A 15698-nucleotide genomic window follows, 5' to 3' on the forward strand; every position below is an offset into this window, starting at 1 on the left:
GTGACTCTAAAGGGAGGGGGCGGTCGTGAGCCTCTCGGACGTACTCGCACCGCTCCAGCAGCCGCTGTTCACGCTGCTCGGCACGCCGGTCAGCTGGACCGAGGTGCTCGGCTTCGGCAGCGGGGCCCTGTGCGTCTGGCTCGTCGCCAGGCAGCACATCGCCAACTGGCCCGTCGGCATCGCCAACAACGTCCTCTTCGTCCTGCTCTTCACCCAGGCCGGCCTGTACGCCGACGCGGGGCTGCAGGTCGTCTTCATCACCCTCGCCGTGTACGGCTGGTGGACCTGGACCCACGGGGGTGGACCAGGCTCCGACGCCCTCCCGGTGCGCCGCACCACGCGCACCGAGTGGACGTGGCTGCTCGCGGCGGGGGTGGTGGGGACAGTCGCGCTGACGCTGCTCCTGGACCGCGCCACCGACTCGGACGTCCCGTTCTGGGACGCGCTGACCACCGCGCTGTCCCTGACGGCGACGTACGGGCAGTGCCGCAAGCGGCTGGAGTCCTGGTGGCTGTGGATCGCGGCGGACGTGGTCTACGTGCCCCTGTACGTGTACAAGGAGCTGTACCTCACCGCGCTGCTGTACATCGGCTTCATGACGCTCTGCGTCCTCGGGCTGCGGCACTGGTCGCGCGACCCGGCGGCGCGGCGCGCGCTGCCGGTGCCCGACGGCGGAGCGCGGCAGGACACGACCGCGGAGGCGACGACGTGAAGCGCTATCGGCACGGTCTCGTCCTCGGCAAGTTCTATCCGCCGCACGCCGGCCACCACCACCTCGTACGGACCGCCCGCGACCGCTGCGACCGGCTGACCGTCCTCGTCTGTGCCGCGTCCGTGGAGTCGATCCCGCTCGACGTGCGGATGGCGTGGATGAGCGAGGTGCACCCGGATGTCCGGATCCTCGGCGCGATCGACGACATCCCCGTAGACATCACCGACCCGGCGGTCTGGGACGCGCACATGGCGGTCTTCCGCGCGGCCGTCCCCGGGCGGGTGGACGCCGTCTTCACCTCCGAGGCGTACGGCGACGAACTGGCCCGCAGGTTCCGCGCCGACTCGATCTGCGTCGACCCGGGGCGCACCGTCTTCCCCGTCTCCGGCACGGCCGTGCGCAGGGACCACGTCGCCTGCTGGGACTTCCTGGAGCCGCCCGTACGGGCCGCCCTCGCCCGGCGCGTGGTCGTCCTCGGCGCGGAGTCCACCGGCACCACCACCCTCGCCGAGGCACTCGCCGCTCACTACCGGGCACGCGGCGGGGTCTGGTCGCGCACCGCCGCCGTGCCCGAGTACGGCAGAGAGTTCAGCGAGCGGAAACTTGCCGCCCTGCGGGCCGAACGGCCCGGTGCCACCTGGTCGGACGTGCGGTTCGACGGCGACGACTTCCCGCTGATCGCCCGGCGCCAGACCGAACTGGAGAACGCCGCCGCCCGGATCGGCTCCCCGGTCCTGATCTGCGACACGGACGCCTTCGCCACCACCGTCTGGCACGAGCGCTACCTGGGCGGCCGGCACGAGGAGGTCGCCCGGATCGCCGCCGCCGGACGGGGCGACCTCTGGCTGCTCACGGACCACGAGGGAGTGCCCTTCGAGGACGACGGGCTGCGCGACGGCGAGCGTCTGCGGCCGTGGATGACCGCCCGGTTCGCCGAGGAACTCACCCGTACCGGACGGCCGTTCGTCACCGTCACCGGCCCGCACAAGCAGCGACTCGCCACGGCCGTCGCCGCCGTCGACGAACTGCTCGCCGAGGGCCGGCACTTCGCCGACCCCCTGCCCACCCGCGGCGGGGACGCCCCCGTGCCGGAGCTGCGATGACCGTCGAGGGATACGACCCGAGGGCCTTCCCGCCCTTCGCCGTCACCGTCGACCTCGCCGTCTTCACGGTCCGCGACGGCGCACTGCACGTCCTGCTGATCGAGCGCGGCGCGGAGCCGTACAAGGGCGCCTGGGCGCTGCCCGGCGGCTTCATCCTCCCGAAGGAGTCCGCCGGGCAGGCCGCCCGCCGCGAACTCGCCGAGGAGACCGGCCTGTCGGCGAGCACCGTCGCCGGCCTCCACCTTGAGCAGCTGCGCACCTACAGCGACCCCGACCGCGACCCGCGGATGCGCGTCGTGTCGGTCGCGTACACCGCCCTCGTGCCCGATCTGCCCGAGCCGCGCGGCGGCGGCGACGCCGCGCACGCCCGGTGGGTGCCCCACGGCAGCCAGGGCCGTCTCGCCTTCGACCACGAGCGCATCCTCGCCGACGCCCACGAACGCGTCGGCGCCAAGCTCGAGTACACCGGCCTCGCCACGGCCTTCTGCCCCGCCGAGTTCACCCTCGGCGAGCTGCGGCAGGTGTACGAGACCGTCTGGGGCGTCGAGCTCGACCGCCCCAACTTCCGGCGCAAGGTCCTCACCACGCCCGGCTTCGTGGAAGCCGTCGAAGGAGGCGCGCGCCTGACCGGCGGCCGGGGAAAGCCGGCCGCGCTCTACCGCGCGGGGCCGGCGAACGCCCTGCACCCTCCGCTACTGCGACCGGAAGGACGGCATTCGACATGACGGACACGACCGACCTGGCGGCGACGAGGACCGCCACCAAGCAGGCCGCCACCGGCACCCTGGTCGGGCTGGCGCTCGGCGACGCGCTCGGCTTCCCCACCGAGTTCAAGGACGTGCCCTCGATCCTCGCCACGTTCGGGCCCTGGCGCGCCATGGACCTGCCGAGGCCCGCGGTCGTCACCGACGACACCCAGATGACGCTGGCCCTCGCCCGCGGCATCCGCACGGCCACGGACCGGGGACTGCTCGCCCCGCTGCGGCTGACCCGGCCGGTGCGCGAGGAGTTCGTGGACTGGTACCACTCGCCCGACAACAACCGCGCACCCGGCCGCACCTGCCTGGTCGCCTGCCACAAGCTCGACAGCGACATGCCCTGGCAGGAAGCCAGCCAGATCGCGTCCAAGGGATGCGGGGCCAACATGCGCGTCGCGCCCGTCGGGCTGGTGCCCGGCCTCAGCGACGGACAGCGCGCCGGAGCCGCCCAGCTCCAGGCCGCGCTCACCCACGGCCACCCGACCGCGCTGGCCGCCTCCGACCTCACGGCGCGGGCCGTGTACCTGCTCGCCCGCGGCACGGAACCGCTCGGCCTCGTCGGCCGGCTCCGGACGTACGCGTACGAGAACCGCTCGCGTTACCTCCACGGCTGGCTCGGCGACCTCTGGACGTACGCCCACGACGCCACGCCCGAGGCGTTCATCGAGCGCGGCTGGGACGAGTGCCTGACGGTGCTGGAGCGCCTGGCGGGCGCTCTGCGCGACGCCGACCCGGAGACCGATCCGTGCCTCGCCACCGGGGACGGCTGGATCGCGGAGGAGGCACTCGCGACCGCCCTGCACTGCTTCCTGCTCTTCCCCGAGCAGCCGCTGACGGCGCTGCGCCGGGCCGCCTGCACCCGGGGCGACTCCGACTCGATCGCCTGCCTCACCGGCGCCTTCGCCGGGGCCCACCTCGGCGCCCGGGCCTGGCCCAAGGAGTGGGAGGAGCGCATCGAGTACCGGAGCGAACTGCTGACGCTGGGCGCCCTCTGGGACGCTTGAGGTCTCCACGTCTCCGGACGTTCGTCCGGCCGACGCCGCGGCGCAACGGCCGTGTGCCGGAGCAGCCGCGGTCACCCGAGGCCCGGTGCGCTCGTCATTCCCCGACGAGGCCACCGCCCGCGACGACCTGCACGCATTCGCAGTCCGGACCTGGCTGAGCCGCCCGCAGCGCTGATGCCCGCCGTACCCGGACCAGGAAGTCCTCGACCCGCGCCCGGTCCGGTTCGGCCGGGAGCGGGCTTCCGGCCGTCGCCGCATCGGCCTCCTCGGACAGCCGGGTCATCCAGGACTCGACCTCCCACCAGGACACTTCGCCCCGCTTCACGGCGAGCAGCCGTTCGCGGTCGTCGCCCACGTCGATCACCAGCCGACCCGTACGGAGCAGGTCGCGGCAGGTCGCCAGCAGCCGCAGCAGGTGCATCGCGTGCTTCCAGCGCGGAACGCCGTACTGCCGTACGTCGGCGTCCAGTCTGCGCCGCTGGCCGAGGGCGTAGCGGACGAACGTCCCGTGGGCCTGCCGGGAGAGGAACGCGTCGCGCAGCGCCAGCAGTTCGCGGCCGGTGTCGTCGACGCGCTCGACGAGCGGTGAGTGCAGGCACTCCAGGATGTTCGGATTGGCCCGCAGCGCCAGTTCGCAGAAGCGTTCCAGCTCCCACGAGAACTGCTCCGCACGACCCCGAACGGCACGCCGGTCAAGCTCGTGCACCGCGCGGTGTCGGGCCCGTACTGGGCGATCTGACCACCTGTTCCATCCCTACTCGCAGAAACGGAAGACCCATGCTCACTTGCGCATTCTGGAAGGCCACCGCCGAGCGGTGATCCGCACGTTCGCGCAGGGCACCCTCGGCGTGGCGAGCGCCGACGCGCTCGGGATCCTTGACGTCGACTGGGGCGGCGCGGACTCGCCGTGGTTCTCGCGCTGCTGATCGCAGTGGCCACATCCGGCGCCGGGCAGCCGGGCCCTGGGATCACCGAGACCGCCGGGCCGAACGGGCACGGACTCGTGTCCCGGTAGCCCGGCCCGCACCTGCACAGCACGGAGGCGCCAAGGGTGAGACGCCGGCGGCACCGGATCCCGGGCGCGCGGTCGAGGAACTCCCCGACCGTTCGGCCGTGCCGGTGCCGATTCCGGGCCCGTCCCGGCGCGCAGGGTGTGCAGGGGGCCGGGCCGGTCCGAGCGGTTCGCCGGGCGCCCGGACTCGCGGTGACGGGCCCGTCCGGCGCGCAGGGTGTGCAGGGGCCGCAGGGTCCGGCCGGCCCGCAAGGGCCCGCAGGCCCGCAGGGAGAGCAAGGACCGCAGGGCGAACGGGGCCCGGCTGGTCCGCAGGGTCCGCCCGGCGAGGCCGGGCAGGGATGCCCGTCGGGCTACTCCTGGCAGCCGCGCCCGGCGACTCGGATGTTCTCGCATGCCGACGCGACGGCGCCCCGCCGCCGGACAATCCGCCCGCCGACGGTGGGCTGCTCTCGATGGGCCTCGATCCGGCCCGCCGCCAGTACGCACGAACGACGCCCTCTGTCTGGTCCGTCGGGACTGGGCAGGGGGCATTTTCGTCGTTCCCGGGCGGGTCCGCGCTCCCGAACCTCGTTCCCTCGCAGGGGACTACGCCCGTACCCTGACCGAAACGGAGCAGAGAAGGGCCACCGACTGTGGACATCCCCGACGAACTCACGACCGGTGAGCGAATCCGACTGCTGCGCGAGTCACGCGGAATGACCCGCGAGATCCTCGCGAGCATGTGCGGCCGCGGCGTCGACTGGTTGAAGAAGATCGAGACCGGCGAGCGCGAGCTGCGCTCCAACACGCTGATTCTGCGGCTCGCCGCCGCGCTGCAGATCTCGGATGCCTCGATCATCACCGGCGCCGCGGGCTCGACTCAGACCGTGCCGACCGGCCGCCTGCACCATCCGGGGATGCCCGCGATCTGGGATGCGGTGATGAACCGCCGACTGACCGCATCGAGGCACGACGGTCCGGTCGACGTCGCCGCGCTGCAGGGGCGCGTCGACCAAACATGGCAGCTATGGCACAGCAGCGACCACAACCGCACGGAGGTCGGCCGGCTGCTGCCGAGCCTTGTCCGCGACGCCGAGGCAGCCGGCCGCGGACTCGACGGCGCCGACCGCCGGGCTGCGCTCGTCGCACTGTCGGACGTGTACCGGCTCACCGGGCAGGCGACCGCGTACGTCGCGCCTGCCGAACTCGCGTGGGTCGTCGCCGACCGGGCCCTCGCTGCGGCGCAGGACGCCGACCAGCCGGCCGCCATAGCGGCAGCCGCGTGGAACATGGGCAACATCCTGCGCGAGACGAGCTATCCCGAGGAAGCGCTGCGGGTCGTGACCGAGGCGGCCGACCTGATCCGCCCGCACCTCGACGGCGCCCCGGACGACTGGCGTGGCGTCTACGGCGCGCTGCAGCTGCACGCCGCGGTGACCGCCGCCCGCGAGGGCCGGTCCGGCGACGCGTGGCGCTACTGGGGTGCCGGCGACCAGGTCGCAAAGAGTCTCCCCGCTGCGTACGTCCACCCCAGCACGGTGTTCGGCCGGGCGAATGTCGACTTTCACGCCGTGTCCGTAGCGACGGACCTGCGCACCTCAGGCAAGGCGCTGAACCTCGCCGACGACCTCGACCCAGACGCGATGCCCTCCGTCGAGCGCCGGGCCCGGCTGTGGGTCGAGGTCGCCCGCGGACACCTGCAGCGCGGCGACCGGACCGCGGCGCTGCACGTGATGCAGCTCGCCCACACGCTCGGCGCCGAGACAGTCGAGTTCACCCCGTCGGCCCGGTCGGCGGTCGCCGAGCTGTGGCGCGAAGCACCGCGCGCACTGCGCCCCGAGGCTGCCCGGCTCGCCGAGCGGATCGGACTGCGCGAGGTCGGCTAGGGGGACAGCTCGGGACAGGGGGACAGGCTGTCCCTGTTACTCGCTGGTACTCCCCCTACTGTGACGGTCCGTCAACAGCCGTTCACACAAGGGGAGTCCGGATGCTCACCCCCTCGCACGCCTCGCCGCGCCTCGGCGCCGCGCCTACCGGCGACGACAGCACCGGCGAAATCCGCGTGCCGCTGCAGCTCTTCGCCCTCGACCGCCCCGTCGGCGCCGTCGACCTGGTGCTGTCCCGCGTCGAGGCCGAACACCTGCACGCCGCCCTCACCCGCCGCATGAACAGCGCCGACCGAGGCGCCCGCGGCTACGCCACCCCGCAGGCCGTGTGATGGCGCAGCACGCCACGTACGCCGCCGCGCCGCCGCCGATCGCCAACCTGACGCCGCAGCAACAGCGCGGAGTCGAGTGCGCGTTCTGCGCGATCGTGCTCACCCCCGCGACGGCGGTCGACTTCGAGGGGGAACACTACTTTCGCCGTGCCGGCGAGCGGTTCCGCTGGTATCCGCGGCACTGCCGGACCTGCACGAAGGGCGGCCGGTCGTGATCTGTGCACAGTGCAACCAGGGCATCCGGCCCGGCGAGCAGTACGAGACACGCGACATCGACGGCGAGAGTGGCGCCGGTACCACCCTGCACTTCCACATCGTGTGCCCCGGCAAGCCTCGCGGGCACTGAGACTCCCCGCTCGCCGAACTACGGCGGACCGTGCGGGCGGGGCACACTGCACAGCATCCGCCGACCCATGCACGACCCCACCACTACAGGAGGTCAGGATCATGAGCGACGCAGGCAAGCACGGCGGCGAGCCGAGCGACAAGCCGTGGAGCCCGCCGCCGACCCCGCCGTCGCCCGACGGCAGCGGTCCGGGCAAGGTCACGGAAGGCTGACGTCGTGACGACTGCCCAACTCGGCGGGCACGCCGCGCTCGTGCGGAACCTGCACGGGCGCGGTCTGCTCGACGACACATGGCGCCGCGTGTGGGACGCCGTACCGCGCGAACCGTTCATCCCCGCCCGCGCGTGGCGGCAGGACCCCGACGGATGCACGCTGCTCGCCTCGCCCGCCGAACGCCGGGCGCTCATCCACGCCGACGAGCCGGTCGTGATCCAGCTCGACGACGGCGCCGACGGCGGGCCCGGCATCGCGACGTCGTCGAACTCTCAGCCGAGCATGGTCGCCCGGTCGCTCGGGCTGCTGCAGGTCGAGGACGAGGCCCGCGTGCTGGAGATCGGCACCGCATCCGGCTACGTCGCGGCACTGCTGTCCGAGCGGCTCGGCGACGAGCGGGTATTCAGCGTCGAACTCGACCCGCAGCTCGCCGCGCACGCCGAGGCGGCGCTGCATGCCGCCGACTACTGGCCGGACCTACGCTGCGGCGACGGCGAGCCGGGATGGCCCGAGGCGGCACCATTCGACCGGCTGCTCGCGACGTGCGCCCTGCGCCGCGTACCGGCCGCGTACGTCGACCAGGTGCGGCCGGGCGGGCTGATCGTCGCCCCGCTCGCCCGCGAGTTCTGGTCGGGCGCCCTGGTGCAGCTCACCGTGCAAGGCGACGGCACCGCGTCGGGCCGGTTCCATGGCGGCGCGTCGTACATGCCGATGCGGTCGCACCGCGCCGTCGACGGTGAGCCGGTCGACAGCCGCACGGCCCGCAACCGCCGGACCCGCCTCGGCGCCGCGGCGGTGCTGCACCTCGCGTTCGCCCTGTGGGCCGGTACCCGGCTGCCGGGTGTCCGGCTGTGGCACAGCAAGGGCCCGGCGGGCGGGCAGGTGTGGGCGCAGCACCCGGACGGCTCGGCGGCGACCGCGGTCGCGGGCGACGTGTGGGAGTACGGGCCGCGCGGACTGTGGGCGGAGATCGAGCGGGCGCACCGCGACTATGTCGACCTCGGCTCGCCGGCGGCCGAGGCGTTCGGGCTGACTGTGAGACCCGAGGGCGAGTATCTGTGGCTGCACGGCCCGGGGAACGTCCTCGCCCCCGTTCTGGAGTCCGCCGGGCGGTAGGCGCCCCCTGGCGGCCCCGGCCGGCCCGTGTCCCCGCTGCGGGCCGGCCGGGGCTCACGTCGTGACGAGCTCGGCGATCGTGACGTCGAGGGCGGCGGCGATCCGCAGCAGGGTGTCGATCCGGGTCGCGACGTGCCCCTGCTCGATCCGGTTGATCGTCTGCCGGTCGGTCCCGGACAGCTCGGCGAGGCGTTCTTGTGAGAGGCGGGCGGTGCGGCGTAGGGCGCGGATGTGTGCGCCGATGGCCCGACGTTGGGCGAGAACCCAATCGGGCTGGTCCGTCGGCGGCACGGGTCAGCGCTGGCCGCCGCATGCAGGTCGGTGTCACTGCCGTCCGTGGCCAGGCCGAAGGCCCGTGAACCCATCACGCAGGAGTAGATCGTGTGGTCGCGCACCAGGTCCCCGGGAGTCATGGGCGCAGGCTACGCCACCCCCGCCCGCGGACGGGGCTCACGGGCGCGGTGGGCGGACGCTCCGGGCAGGCACGGTGGCGGCGAGGGAGCGGACCGTCCGGGAGAGCCCCGTACGCGTCCGGACGCCTACTGCGGCCGCGTCGCGATCTGGATGAGGTTGCCGCAGGTGTCGTCGAGTACGGCGGTGGTGACGGGGCCCATCTCCACGGGCTTCTGGGTGAAGCGGACGCCGAGGGCGCTCAGCCGCTCGTACTCCTCCTCCACGTCGTCGACGGCGAACTGGGCGAGCGGGATGCCGTCCTCGACGAGCGTGTCGCGGTAGGTCCTGGCGGCCGGGTGGCGGGCGGGCTCCAGGAGGAGTTCGGTGCCGCCGGGCTCCTCGGGCGAGACGACGGTCAGCCACCGGTCCTGCTCGCCCACCGGGACGTCGTGCTTCTTCACGAAGCCGAGGATCTCGGTGTAGAAGCGCAGGGCCTTGGCCTGGTCGTCGACGAAGACGCTGGTCAGATGGATCTTCATGGGGTGCCGTCCTCCGGTTCCGGTGTGTCGGGTACGGGCCATCGCTCGGCGATGTGCCGCAGTGGGTCCGTGTTGAGGTCGTGGAACTTGCAGCGGCCCTCCCGCCTGGTCTCGACGAGCCCGGCGGCCTCCAGCACGGCGAGGTGCTGGGAGACCGCCTGGCGCGAGATGCCGAGCCCGTGCCTCATGCTCAGCCGCGCACAGATCTCGAACAACGTCTGTCCGGACCTCTCCGCGAGCTCGTCGAGGATGGTGCGGCGGGTGGGGTCGGCCAGGGCTCTGAAGAGGTCGTCGGCCACGACGGCAGAATAGGCAAGTATTCACTTGCCTATCAAGTCATGGTGCGCCGCGCCCCCGGTCCGCCCGCTGCACCGGCGGACGAGGGCCCGCGGGCGGTGAGCACGCGGCGGGCGGACCGGGGCGGGCGGACCGGGCGGCTCCGGCGCGGTCGGCGGCGAAGCGCCGGCGGCTGGTGCGCGTCGGGCGGCGTTCGCCCGTCGCGACGCCCGGCACGGCGGGGCGCGGCGTCGCCGGATCAACCGGGCAGGCCCACCGCTAGGGAGGTCCGGCGCCTGGCGGTCCTTCCCCTCGCCCCGGATGGCCGGGGAGACCCCGTGTGCCGGACGCCGTTCCTGGACGGACGGACCCTGCCCGACGCGGCACTGGGTTCCGGAAGGCGGACTCAGCCGAGCCGGATCTCGCCCCCGGATACGGTGATCCGTTTCTCCCCCAGCGGCCGCGTCGCCGGGCCCTCCACCACCGCCCCGTCCCCGGCGCCGAACCTGCTTCCGTGGCAGGGGCAGTCGATGGTCCCGTTCTCGACCTTGTCGACGAGACAGCCCTGGTGGGTGCAGACCGCGGAGAACGCCTTGAACTCCCCCGCCGCGGGCTGGGTCACCACGACCTTCTGGGCCTTGAAGACCTTCCCGCCGCCCTCCGGCACCTCGGACGTGGTGCCGAGCCGCGCGCCCCCGTCCGCGACCGGCGGCGGCGTCGCTCCGCCGGTCCCCTCCGGTGTGGGCGGCGGGGACGTCCCGCCGCCGGTCTCCTCGCCGTACCGGCTGCAGCCCGCCGCCGTCACCGCCAGGGCCCCCGCCGCCCCGGCCCGTACCACCGTCCGCCGGGCCACGCCCTCCCCGCCGGTGCGGCGGGTCGCACCTCCGGCCGTCCCGCCGCCGTATCCGCCGTCCGCTCTGCCGTCCGTCATGCCGTCGCTCCAAAGGTGCGGAAGAACCACAGCGCCGAGGTGAGCCACAGGGCCGTGAGCACGGCGAAGACCAGTCCGCCGACGACGGGCAGCAGCCACCCGGGCAGCCGCTCCATGCGCAACAGCAGCATCTTCGCGCTGAACGCGCCGAAGAAGAAGCACCCGAGCAACGAGTGCCACGCGGCGCGGGCGCTCTGCGTCTGGTAGCCCAGGGCGTACAGGCAGTGCACCGCCACCGGTACCGCGAGGAGGAAGGCCACCCGGCCCGACCAGCGGTGCAGAACCGGCGTCCAGGAGGCGGGCCGTACGCCCGGCAGCCTGCCGTACATCGCGAGCGCCGAGACGAGCTGCACCAGCCCGAACGCGAACGCCGCCGTCGCCAGCCACGACTTCACCGCGCCGGTGCTGCTGAATCCGGCGAGGTTGAACGCGGTACCCGCCGGGTCGTGGAACCTGCCGTACACCCCGAGGACCACCGCCACCGCGGCTCCGACCAGTACCGGGACGGCCCAGCGGGCCGCGCCGCCCAGGCTGCGGCCGTCCGGCCCGCCGGGCGGCAGGTCCCGGGTCCGTGCGTTCGGGTCCACGCTCATGGATGCACCTCGGGGACGCTCAGGGGGTGACGGGGCGGGCGGTGATCTGCTCGCCGTCGATCGTGACGGCGCCCGTCCCGGGGTCGATCGGGGGAGCGGCGGCCGGCTCGCCGTCGCGGTTGACGATGCCGACCTGGCGGCCGTTCTGCAGCACGATCCACCCGCCGTCGACCTTGGTCCCGCGTACCTCGGTGGTGGCGCGGTAGACACCCGCGGGCTCGGCCGCCCGGGCGGCGGCGAACGGATGGCCGGCGTTCTGGACCGTGACCGTCCCGTCGACCCGGTCCTCGTTCACGGTGCCGTCGAGCGTCGCCCCGGTCTTGCTCTGCAGCCGCATGCTCCCGTCCGCGGCCACGTCGCCGCGCAGCCACGCCTCCTGGGTGCGGCCGTCGCAGTAGTACGCGACCGCCTTCCCCTTGCGCAGCGTGATGGCGACGGAGGCCCGGTCGTCCTGGGTGCGCCCCGCGTACTTGGCGTCCGGGGGCGGCGTCGGGGACGGCGACCGGACTGCGGGCACCCTCGGCCGCACGGGCGGACTGGCGGCGGGCGGGCTCGTCGCGGGAGCCGGGCTCGGGGGCGGGCTCACGGCCGACCGGTCAAGCGAGGTGGGGGCGGGTTCACCGGTCGTGGCGTTGAACGACAGCATGAACAGGCCGAGCAGTAGTCCGGTGAACAGCGTGATCAGCGGCCCTGCGCGCTTCATCGGCGCCTCCCGCGGGGTCGACCGGACAGTGGGATGTCCATGCAAGCCGAGGTCACAGCCCGTGTCCAACGGGGCCACGCTCGGTGGTAGCCCGAGTGGCGGCGGGTGTCGCCGTGGGTGACATTGACCGTTGTCCACCATTTCCCGATTTCCCGCGCGAAAGGCAGGACCATGGCGGGTAACGATCTCGGCGGCCTTCTGGGCGGTCCCCTCGGCGGCGGGCAGGGCGGTTCCTCCGGCGGGAACATCCTGGGCGCGCTCATCGGCGCGCTCGCCGGTGGCGGCGAGGCCGGAGCGGCCGGACCGACGGGAGCGGCCGCGGGCTGGGCCGACGGCAATCCGCTCGGCGCGCTGCTCGACGTGCTCGCCGGGGCCGGTCTTGCGGACCAGGCGCGGTCCTGGATCGGCACGGGACAGAACCAGCAGGTCAGCGGAGGGCAGATCGCCCAGGCGCTGCCGAAGGAGACCCTCGACAAGGTCGCCCGCGACACGGGGGTGACACCCCGGCAGGCAGCCGACCGGATCGCACGGTCCCTGCCGCAGGCCGTCGACAGGCCGACCCCGTCCGGGCAGCTGCCGCAGAGCGCCTCGCTGGACGAGATCATCCGGAAGCAGCGGATCCGACGCGGCGGAGCCCCTCGCCGGCCCGCGGCGGCCGCGCCCCGCGTCTCGCGGGCCGGTCGCCACGGTCCCGCGTCGGGGCGGCTGACCGGTGCCGAGCCTGCCGGGGTCCGCCCCGGCAGGCCCTGCCCGGCGCGGCACTAGGCTGATCGGAGCATCCGCGGGTCTTGGCCGCGGAGCGAGGCGGAGGAGGAGCACGAGGTGGCGGTACGAGCCGTCCGGGGAGCCGTCCAGCTGGAACGGGACGAGGCCGGGCACATGGACGAGCAGGTCGGTGAACTGCTCTCCGCCATCCTGGAGCGCAACGGGCTCACGGCGGACGACCTGATCAGCATCTGGTTCACGGCCACGCCGGATCTCCACAGCGACTTCCCGGCTGCCGCCGCGCGCGGCCTCGGCATCGTCGACGTTCCCCTCATCTGCGCCCAGGAACTCGACATCGCCGGAGCGATGCCCCGTGTCGTGCGCATACTCGCCCACATCGAGTCCGACCTGCCCAAGTCCCGGATCGCGCACGTCTACCTCGGTGCCGCCGCCGCTCTTCGCAAGGACATCGCCCAGTGAGAACCGCCCTCGTCATCGGAAGCGGCCTGATCGGTACCTCGGCGGCCCTCGCGCTCGCCGGGCGCGGGGTCACCGTCCACCTCACGGACCACGACCCGGCCCGGGCGAGGACCGCGGCCGCGCTCGGTGCGGGCACCGACGAGCCCCCCGAGAGCCCCGTCGACCTCGCTGTCGTCGCCGTGCCGCCCGCCCACGTGCCCGCGACGCTCGCCGAGGCGATGCGCGCCGGGACCGCGCGCGGTTACCTCGACGTGGCCAGTGTCAAGGGCGGGCCGCGGCGCGAGCTGGAGGCGCTGGGCGTCGACATGTCGGCGTACATCGGCACGCATCCCATGTCCGGCAAGGAGCGGTCCGGGCCGCTCGCGGCCACCGCCGATCTCTTCGAAGGGCGGCCCTGGGTGCTCACGCCGACCCGGGAGACCGACACCGAGGTGCTGAACCTGGCGCTGGAGCTGGTCGCGCTCTGCCGCGCGGTCCCCGTCGTGATGGACGCCGACGCCCACGACCGCGCGGTCGCACTGGTCTCGCACACGCCCCAGCTGATCTCGTCCATGGTCGCTGCGCGGCTGGCCGACGCGGACGAGACGGCCGTGCGCCTGTGTGGGCAGGGCATCCGCGACGTGACCCGGATCGCGGCCTCCGACCCCCGGATGTGGATCGACATCCTCTCCGCCAACCCCGGCCCCGTCGCCGACGTCCTCGCGGGCGTCGCCGCCGACCTGGACGAGACGGTGCGCGCCCTGCGCGCCCTGCAGTCCTCCGACGAGGACAAGCGGCGCGAGGGTGCGGGCGGGGTCGAGGACGTCCTGCGTCGCGGCAACGTGGGCCGTGAAAGAGTCCCCGGCAAGCACGGCGCCGCCCCGGCCGTGTACGAGACCGTCGCCGTCCTCATCAGCGACCGGCCGGGTGAGCTCGCCCGCATCTTCGCCGACGCGGGCAGCGCGGGCGTCAACATCGAGGACGTCCGTATCGAGCACGCGACCGGGCAGCAGGCGGGTCTGGTCCAGCTCATGGTGGAGCCCTCGGCCGCCCCCGTGCTGGCGGCGGCGCTGCGGGAGCGCGGCTGGGCGCTGCGCCAGTGACCCCTGGGGCGGCTGCTTCCCGGGCGCTGCCGGCCGGTCCGGGAAGCGGTGCATGAGGCCCCTCGCGCACTCGGTAACCTTGTGCAGGGCACCTAGGCATTCCGGCCTGCCCGCACACCAGCTTCAGGAAGGTCTCCGACACCGTGGAATCCGTGATCGTCGCCATCGACGGCCCCTCCGGCACGGGCAAGTCGAGCACCTCCAAGGCGGTCGCCGCAGAGCTGGGTCTCAGCTATCTGGACACCGGCGCCCAGTACCGGGCGATCACCTGGTGGATGCTGACCAACGGCGTCGACGTGGACGACCCGGCGGCCGTCGCCACCGTCTGCGACAAGCCGGTGATCGCGTCCGGCACGGATCCGCTCGCCCCGACGATCAGCGTCGACGGCGCGGACGCCTCCGGCCCGATCCGTACCCGGGACGTGACCTCCAAGGTGAGCGCCGTCAGCGCGGTCCCCGAGGTGCGCGCCCGGATCACCGAGCTGCAGCGGACCATCGCCGGGGCCGCCGAGAAGGGCATCGTCGTCGAGGGCCGGGACATCGGCACCACCGTCCTCCCCGGCGCCGATCTGAAGATCTTCCTCACCGCCTCCCCGGAGGCCCGCGCGGCCCGCCGCAGCGGGGAGCTGAAGGGCAAGGAGGCGAGTGATGTCGAGTCCACCCGCGAGGCGCTGATCAAGCGGGACGCAGCAGACTCGAGCCGGAAGACCTCCCCGCTGGCCAAGGCGGACGACGCCGTCGAGGTCGACACCACCGATCTCACGCTCAAGCAGGTCATCGAGTGTGTCGTCGCTCTCGTTGAGGAGAAGCGGGCCGCGAAGTGACCGTTCCGTCCGCGAGGGGCGCCGCCGTCGGCCGGGGCATCGGCATCGGCCTCATGAACACGCTGTGGCGGCCCCGGGTGCTCGGCGCGTGGCAGGTGCCCGCCACCGGTCCGGTGATCCTCGCCGTCAACCACGCCCATTACATCGACGGGCCCATGCTCATGGGCACATCGCCCAGGCCGGTGCACTTCCTGATCAAGAAGGAGGCGTTCGTCGGCCCCCTCGACCCGTTCCTGACCGGGATCGGGCAGCTGAAGGTGGACCGTTCGAGCCCGGACCGGACCGCCGTGACCAACGCCCTCGGCGTGCTGGAGAACGGCGGCGTCCTCGGGATCTTCCCCGAGGGCACCCGGGGCGACGGCGACTTCACCTCGATCCGCGCCGGACTCGCCTACTTCGCCGTGCGCTCCGGGGCGCCGATAGTGCCGGTCGCCGTGCTGCGGAGCAGCGAGCGCGGAGGACGGCTGATACCGGCGCTGCCCCCGCTGCGCAGCCGCTGCGACGTCGTCTTCGGCGAGCCCTTCGAGCCCGGCGACGGCAGCGGGCGGCGCACCCGCAAGGCGCTCGACGAGGCGACCGTACGCATCCAGGAACGGCTCACCGTCCACCTGGAAAACGCCAAGCGCCTCAGCGGCCGCTGAGCGAGACTTCAGTAGTGAGCCGCGGCCGCACGGGCCCGGTTCACCGACCACGAATGAACGAGGAACG

The 15698-nt window shown here is 73.5% G+C and carries 22 protein-coding genes and 1 pseudogene; 15 read left to right on the forward strand and 8 right to left on the reverse strand.

Going from position 1 to position 15698, the window contains the following annotated elements:
* Nucleotides 1-25 precede the first annotated feature (25 nt).
* Genes pnuC through FEF34_RS30820 form a run of 4 tightly spaced genes read left to right on the forward strand, consistent with a single transcriptional unit; the run spans nt 26 to nt 3577 of the window.
* Nucleotides 26-712 carry a nicotinamide riboside transporter PnuC gene (pnuC, locus tag FEF34_RS30805; RefSeq protein ID WP_138056078.1) on the forward strand — a complete coding sequence of 229 codons (687 nt, stop codon included), beginning with the start codon at nt 26-28 and terminating at the stop codon, nt 710-712.
* On the forward strand, nt 709-1815 hold the full coding sequence (locus FEF34_RS30810; RefSeq protein WP_138056079.1) for an AAA family ATPase: 1107 nt from the start codon (nt 709-711) through the stop codon (nt 1813-1815). The genes pnuC and FEF34_RS30810 overlap by 4 nt, the downstream gene beginning before the upstream one ends.
* Nucleotides 1812-2540, forward strand: a complete 729-nt coding sequence (locus FEF34_RS30815; protein WP_138056080.1) for an NUDIX hydrolase — start codon at nt 1812-1814, stop codon at nt 2538-2540. The genes FEF34_RS30810 and FEF34_RS30815 overlap by 4 nt, the downstream gene beginning before the upstream one ends.
* Nucleotides 2537-3577, forward strand: coding sequence for an ADP-ribosylglycohydrolase family protein (locus FEF34_RS30820; protein ID WP_138056081.1), 1041 nt, complete (start codon nt 2537-2539; stop codon nt 3575-3577). The genes FEF34_RS30815 and FEF34_RS30820 overlap by 4 nt, the downstream gene beginning before the upstream one ends.
* 94 nt (nt 3578-3671) lie before the next feature.
* Here FEF34_RS30820 and FEF34_RS30825 read toward each other — a convergent pair whose 3' ends face one another.
* Nucleotides 3672-4283 (reverse strand): nucleotidyltransferase domain-containing protein, encoded by a 612-nt coding sequence (locus FEF34_RS30825; protein ID WP_138056082.1) that lies wholly within the window; start codon nt 4281-4283, stop codon nt 3672-3674.
* Nucleotides 4284-4362: 79 nt separating this feature from the next.
* On the opposite strand from FEF34_RS30825, the gene FEF34_RS41565 reads away from it, so the two are divergent.
* The 6 genes from FEF34_RS41565 (at nt 4363) to FEF34_RS30850 (ending at nt 8464) form a co-directional block, all read left to right on the forward strand.
* On the forward strand, nt 4363-4503 hold the full coding sequence (locus tag FEF34_RS41565; RefSeq protein ID WP_171053158.1) for a holin: 141 nt from the start codon (nt 4363-4365) through the stop codon (nt 4501-4503).
* Between the two features lie 721 nt (nt 4504-5224).
* On the forward strand, nt 5225-6457 hold the full coding sequence (locus FEF34_RS30835; RefSeq protein WP_138056083.1) for a helix-turn-helix domain-containing protein: 1233 nt from the start codon (nt 5225-5227) through the stop codon (nt 6455-6457).
* A 101-nt stretch (nt 6458-6558) separates the two neighbouring features.
* On the forward strand, nt 6559-6789 hold the full coding sequence (locus FEF34_RS30840; RefSeq protein WP_138056084.1) for a hypothetical protein: 231 nt from the start codon (nt 6559-6561) through the stop codon (nt 6787-6789).
* Nucleotides 6789-7004 (forward strand): hypothetical protein, encoded by a 216-nt coding sequence (locus FEF34_RS30845; RefSeq protein WP_138056085.1) that lies wholly within the window; start codon nt 6789-6791, stop codon nt 7002-7004. The genes FEF34_RS30840 and FEF34_RS30845 overlap by 1 nt, the downstream gene beginning before the upstream one ends.
* Complete coding sequence (locus FEF34_RS43790) at nt 7001-7135, forward strand: hypothetical protein (RefSeq protein ID WP_267905276.1); 135 nt, start codon at nt 7001-7003, stop codon at nt 7133-7135. The genes FEF34_RS30845 and FEF34_RS43790 overlap by 4 nt, the downstream gene beginning before the upstream one ends.
* Nucleotides 7136-7351: 216 nt before the next feature.
* A complete protein-coding gene (locus FEF34_RS30850; protein ID WP_234042619.1) occupies nt 7352-8464 on the forward strand; it encodes a methyltransferase domain-containing protein in 1113 nt (370 codons plus the stop codon).
* 54 nt (nt 8465-8518) lie between these two features.
* Here the strand turns inward: FEF34_RS30850 and FEF34_RS30855 are convergent, their stop codons facing one another.
* From FEF34_RS30855 to FEF34_RS30885, 7 genes and pseudogenes are all read right to left on the reverse strand, one after another.
* Entirely contained in the window at nt 8519-8755 is a 237-nt protein-coding gene (locus FEF34_RS30855; RefSeq protein ID WP_138056086.1) for a helix-turn-helix domain-containing protein, read from the reverse strand.
* 26 nt (nt 8756-8781) lie between these two features.
* Nucleotides 8782-8877, reverse strand: a pseudogene (locus FEF34_RS43330) (nucleotidyltransferase); the annotation flags it as partial.
* A 126-nt stretch (nt 8878-9003) separates the two neighbouring features.
* Nucleotides 9004-9396 carry a VOC family protein gene (locus FEF34_RS30865; RefSeq protein WP_138056087.1) on the reverse strand — a complete coding sequence of 131 codons (393 nt, stop codon included), beginning with the start codon at nt 9394-9396 and terminating at the stop codon, nt 9004-9006.
* Entirely contained in the window at nt 9393-9695 is a 303-nt protein-coding gene (locus FEF34_RS30870; protein WP_138056088.1) for an ArsR/SmtB family transcription factor, read from the reverse strand. Before FEF34_RS30870 ends, FEF34_RS30865 begins: the two co-directional genes overlap by 4 nt.
* Nucleotides 9696-10078: 383 nt before the next feature.
* Nucleotides 10079-10603 (reverse strand): Rieske (2Fe-2S) protein, encoded by a 525-nt coding sequence (locus FEF34_RS30875; RefSeq protein WP_138056089.1) that lies wholly within the window; start codon nt 10601-10603, stop codon nt 10079-10081.
* A complete protein-coding gene (locus FEF34_RS30880; RefSeq protein WP_138056090.1) occupies nt 10600-11196 on the reverse strand; it encodes a DUF6529 family protein in 597 nt (198 codons plus the stop codon). The genes FEF34_RS30875 and FEF34_RS30880 overlap by 4 nt, the downstream gene beginning before the upstream one ends.
* Nucleotides 11197-11215: 19 nt before the next feature.
* A complete protein-coding gene (locus FEF34_RS30885; protein WP_138056091.1) occupies nt 11216-11899 on the reverse strand; it encodes a hypothetical protein in 684 nt (227 codons plus the stop codon).
* A gap of 171 nt (nt 11900-12070) precedes the next feature.
* On the opposite strand from FEF34_RS30885, the gene FEF34_RS30890 reads away from it, so the two are divergent.
* The 5 genes from FEF34_RS30890 to FEF34_RS30910 all read left to right on the forward strand — a co-directional run bounded on the left by FEF34_RS30890 (nt 12071) and on the right by FEF34_RS30910 (nt 15631).
* Nucleotides 12071-12664 (forward strand): YidB family protein, encoded by a 594-nt coding sequence (locus tag FEF34_RS30890; protein ID WP_171053159.1) that lies wholly within the window; start codon nt 12071-12073, stop codon nt 12662-12664.
* A 57-nt stretch (nt 12665-12721) separates the two neighbouring features.
* Nucleotides 12722-13084, forward strand: a complete 363-nt coding sequence (gene aroH, locus FEF34_RS30895) for a chorismate mutase (protein WP_138056092.1) — start codon at nt 12722-12724, stop codon at nt 13082-13084.
* Nucleotides 13081-14166, forward strand: a complete 1086-nt coding sequence (locus FEF34_RS30900; RefSeq protein ID WP_138056093.1) for a prephenate dehydrogenase — start codon at nt 13081-13083, stop codon at nt 14164-14166. The genes aroH and FEF34_RS30900 overlap by 4 nt, the downstream gene beginning before the upstream one ends.
* A gap of 143 nt (nt 14167-14309) precedes the next feature.
* On the forward strand, nt 14310-14990 hold the full coding sequence (gene cmk, locus FEF34_RS30905) for a (d)CMP kinase (protein ID WP_138056094.1): 681 nt from the start codon (nt 14310-14312) through the stop codon (nt 14988-14990).
* A gap of 53 nt (nt 14991-15043) precedes the next feature.
* The gene (locus FEF34_RS30910; protein ID WP_138057831.1) at nt 15044-15631 is read left to right on the forward strand and encodes a lysophospholipid acyltransferase family protein; all 588 of its coding nucleotides are present in this window, start codon (nt 15044-15046) and stop codon (nt 15629-15631) included.
* Nucleotides 15632-15698: the final 67 nt, after the last annotated feature.

This window comes from Streptomyces marianii, from assembly GCF_005795905.1.
GTDB classification, from domain to species: domain Bacteria; phylum Actinomycetota; class Actinomycetes; order Streptomycetales; family Streptomycetaceae; genus Streptomyces; species Streptomyces marianii.

Coding starts and splice junctions, on each gene's coding strand:
- FEF34_RS30890 (WP_171053159.1), top strand. CDS start 12,071: ATGGCGGGTAACGATCTCGGCGGCCTTCTGGGCGGTCCCCTCGGCGGC.
- FEF34_RS30875 (WP_138056089.1), bottom strand. CDS start 10,603: ATGACGGACGGCAGAGCGGACGGCGGATACGGCGGCGGGACGGCCGGA.
- FEF34_RS30910 (WP_138057831.1), top strand. CDS start 15,044: ATGAACACGCTGTGGCGGCCCCGGGTGCTCGGCGCGTGGCAGGTGCCC.
- FEF34_RS30865 (WP_138056087.1), bottom strand. CDS start 9,396: ATGAAGATCCATCTGACCAGCGTCTTCGTCGACGACCAGGCCAAGGCC.
- FEF34_RS30845 (WP_138056085.1), top strand. CDS start 6,789: ATGGCGCAGCACGCCACGTACGCCGCCGCGCCGCCGCCGATCGCCAAC.
- FEF34_RS30815 (WP_138056080.1), top strand. CDS start 1,812: ATGACCGTCGAGGGATACGACCCGAGGGCCTTCCCGCCCTTCGCCGTC.
- FEF34_RS30820 (WP_138056081.1), top strand. CDS start 2,537: ATGACGGACACGACCGACCTGGCGGCGACGAGGACCGCCACCAAGCAG.
- FEF34_RS30885 (WP_138056091.1), bottom strand. CDS start 11,899: ATGAAGCGCGCAGGGCCGCTGATCACGCTGTTCACCGGACTACTGCTC.
- FEF34_RS30880 (WP_138056090.1), bottom strand. CDS start 11,196: ATGAGCGTGGACCCGAACGCACGGACCCGGGACCTGCCGCCCGGCGGG.
- FEF34_RS30840 (WP_138056084.1), top strand. CDS start 6,559: ATGCTCACCCCCTCGCACGCCTCGCCGCGCCTCGGCGCCGCGCCTACC.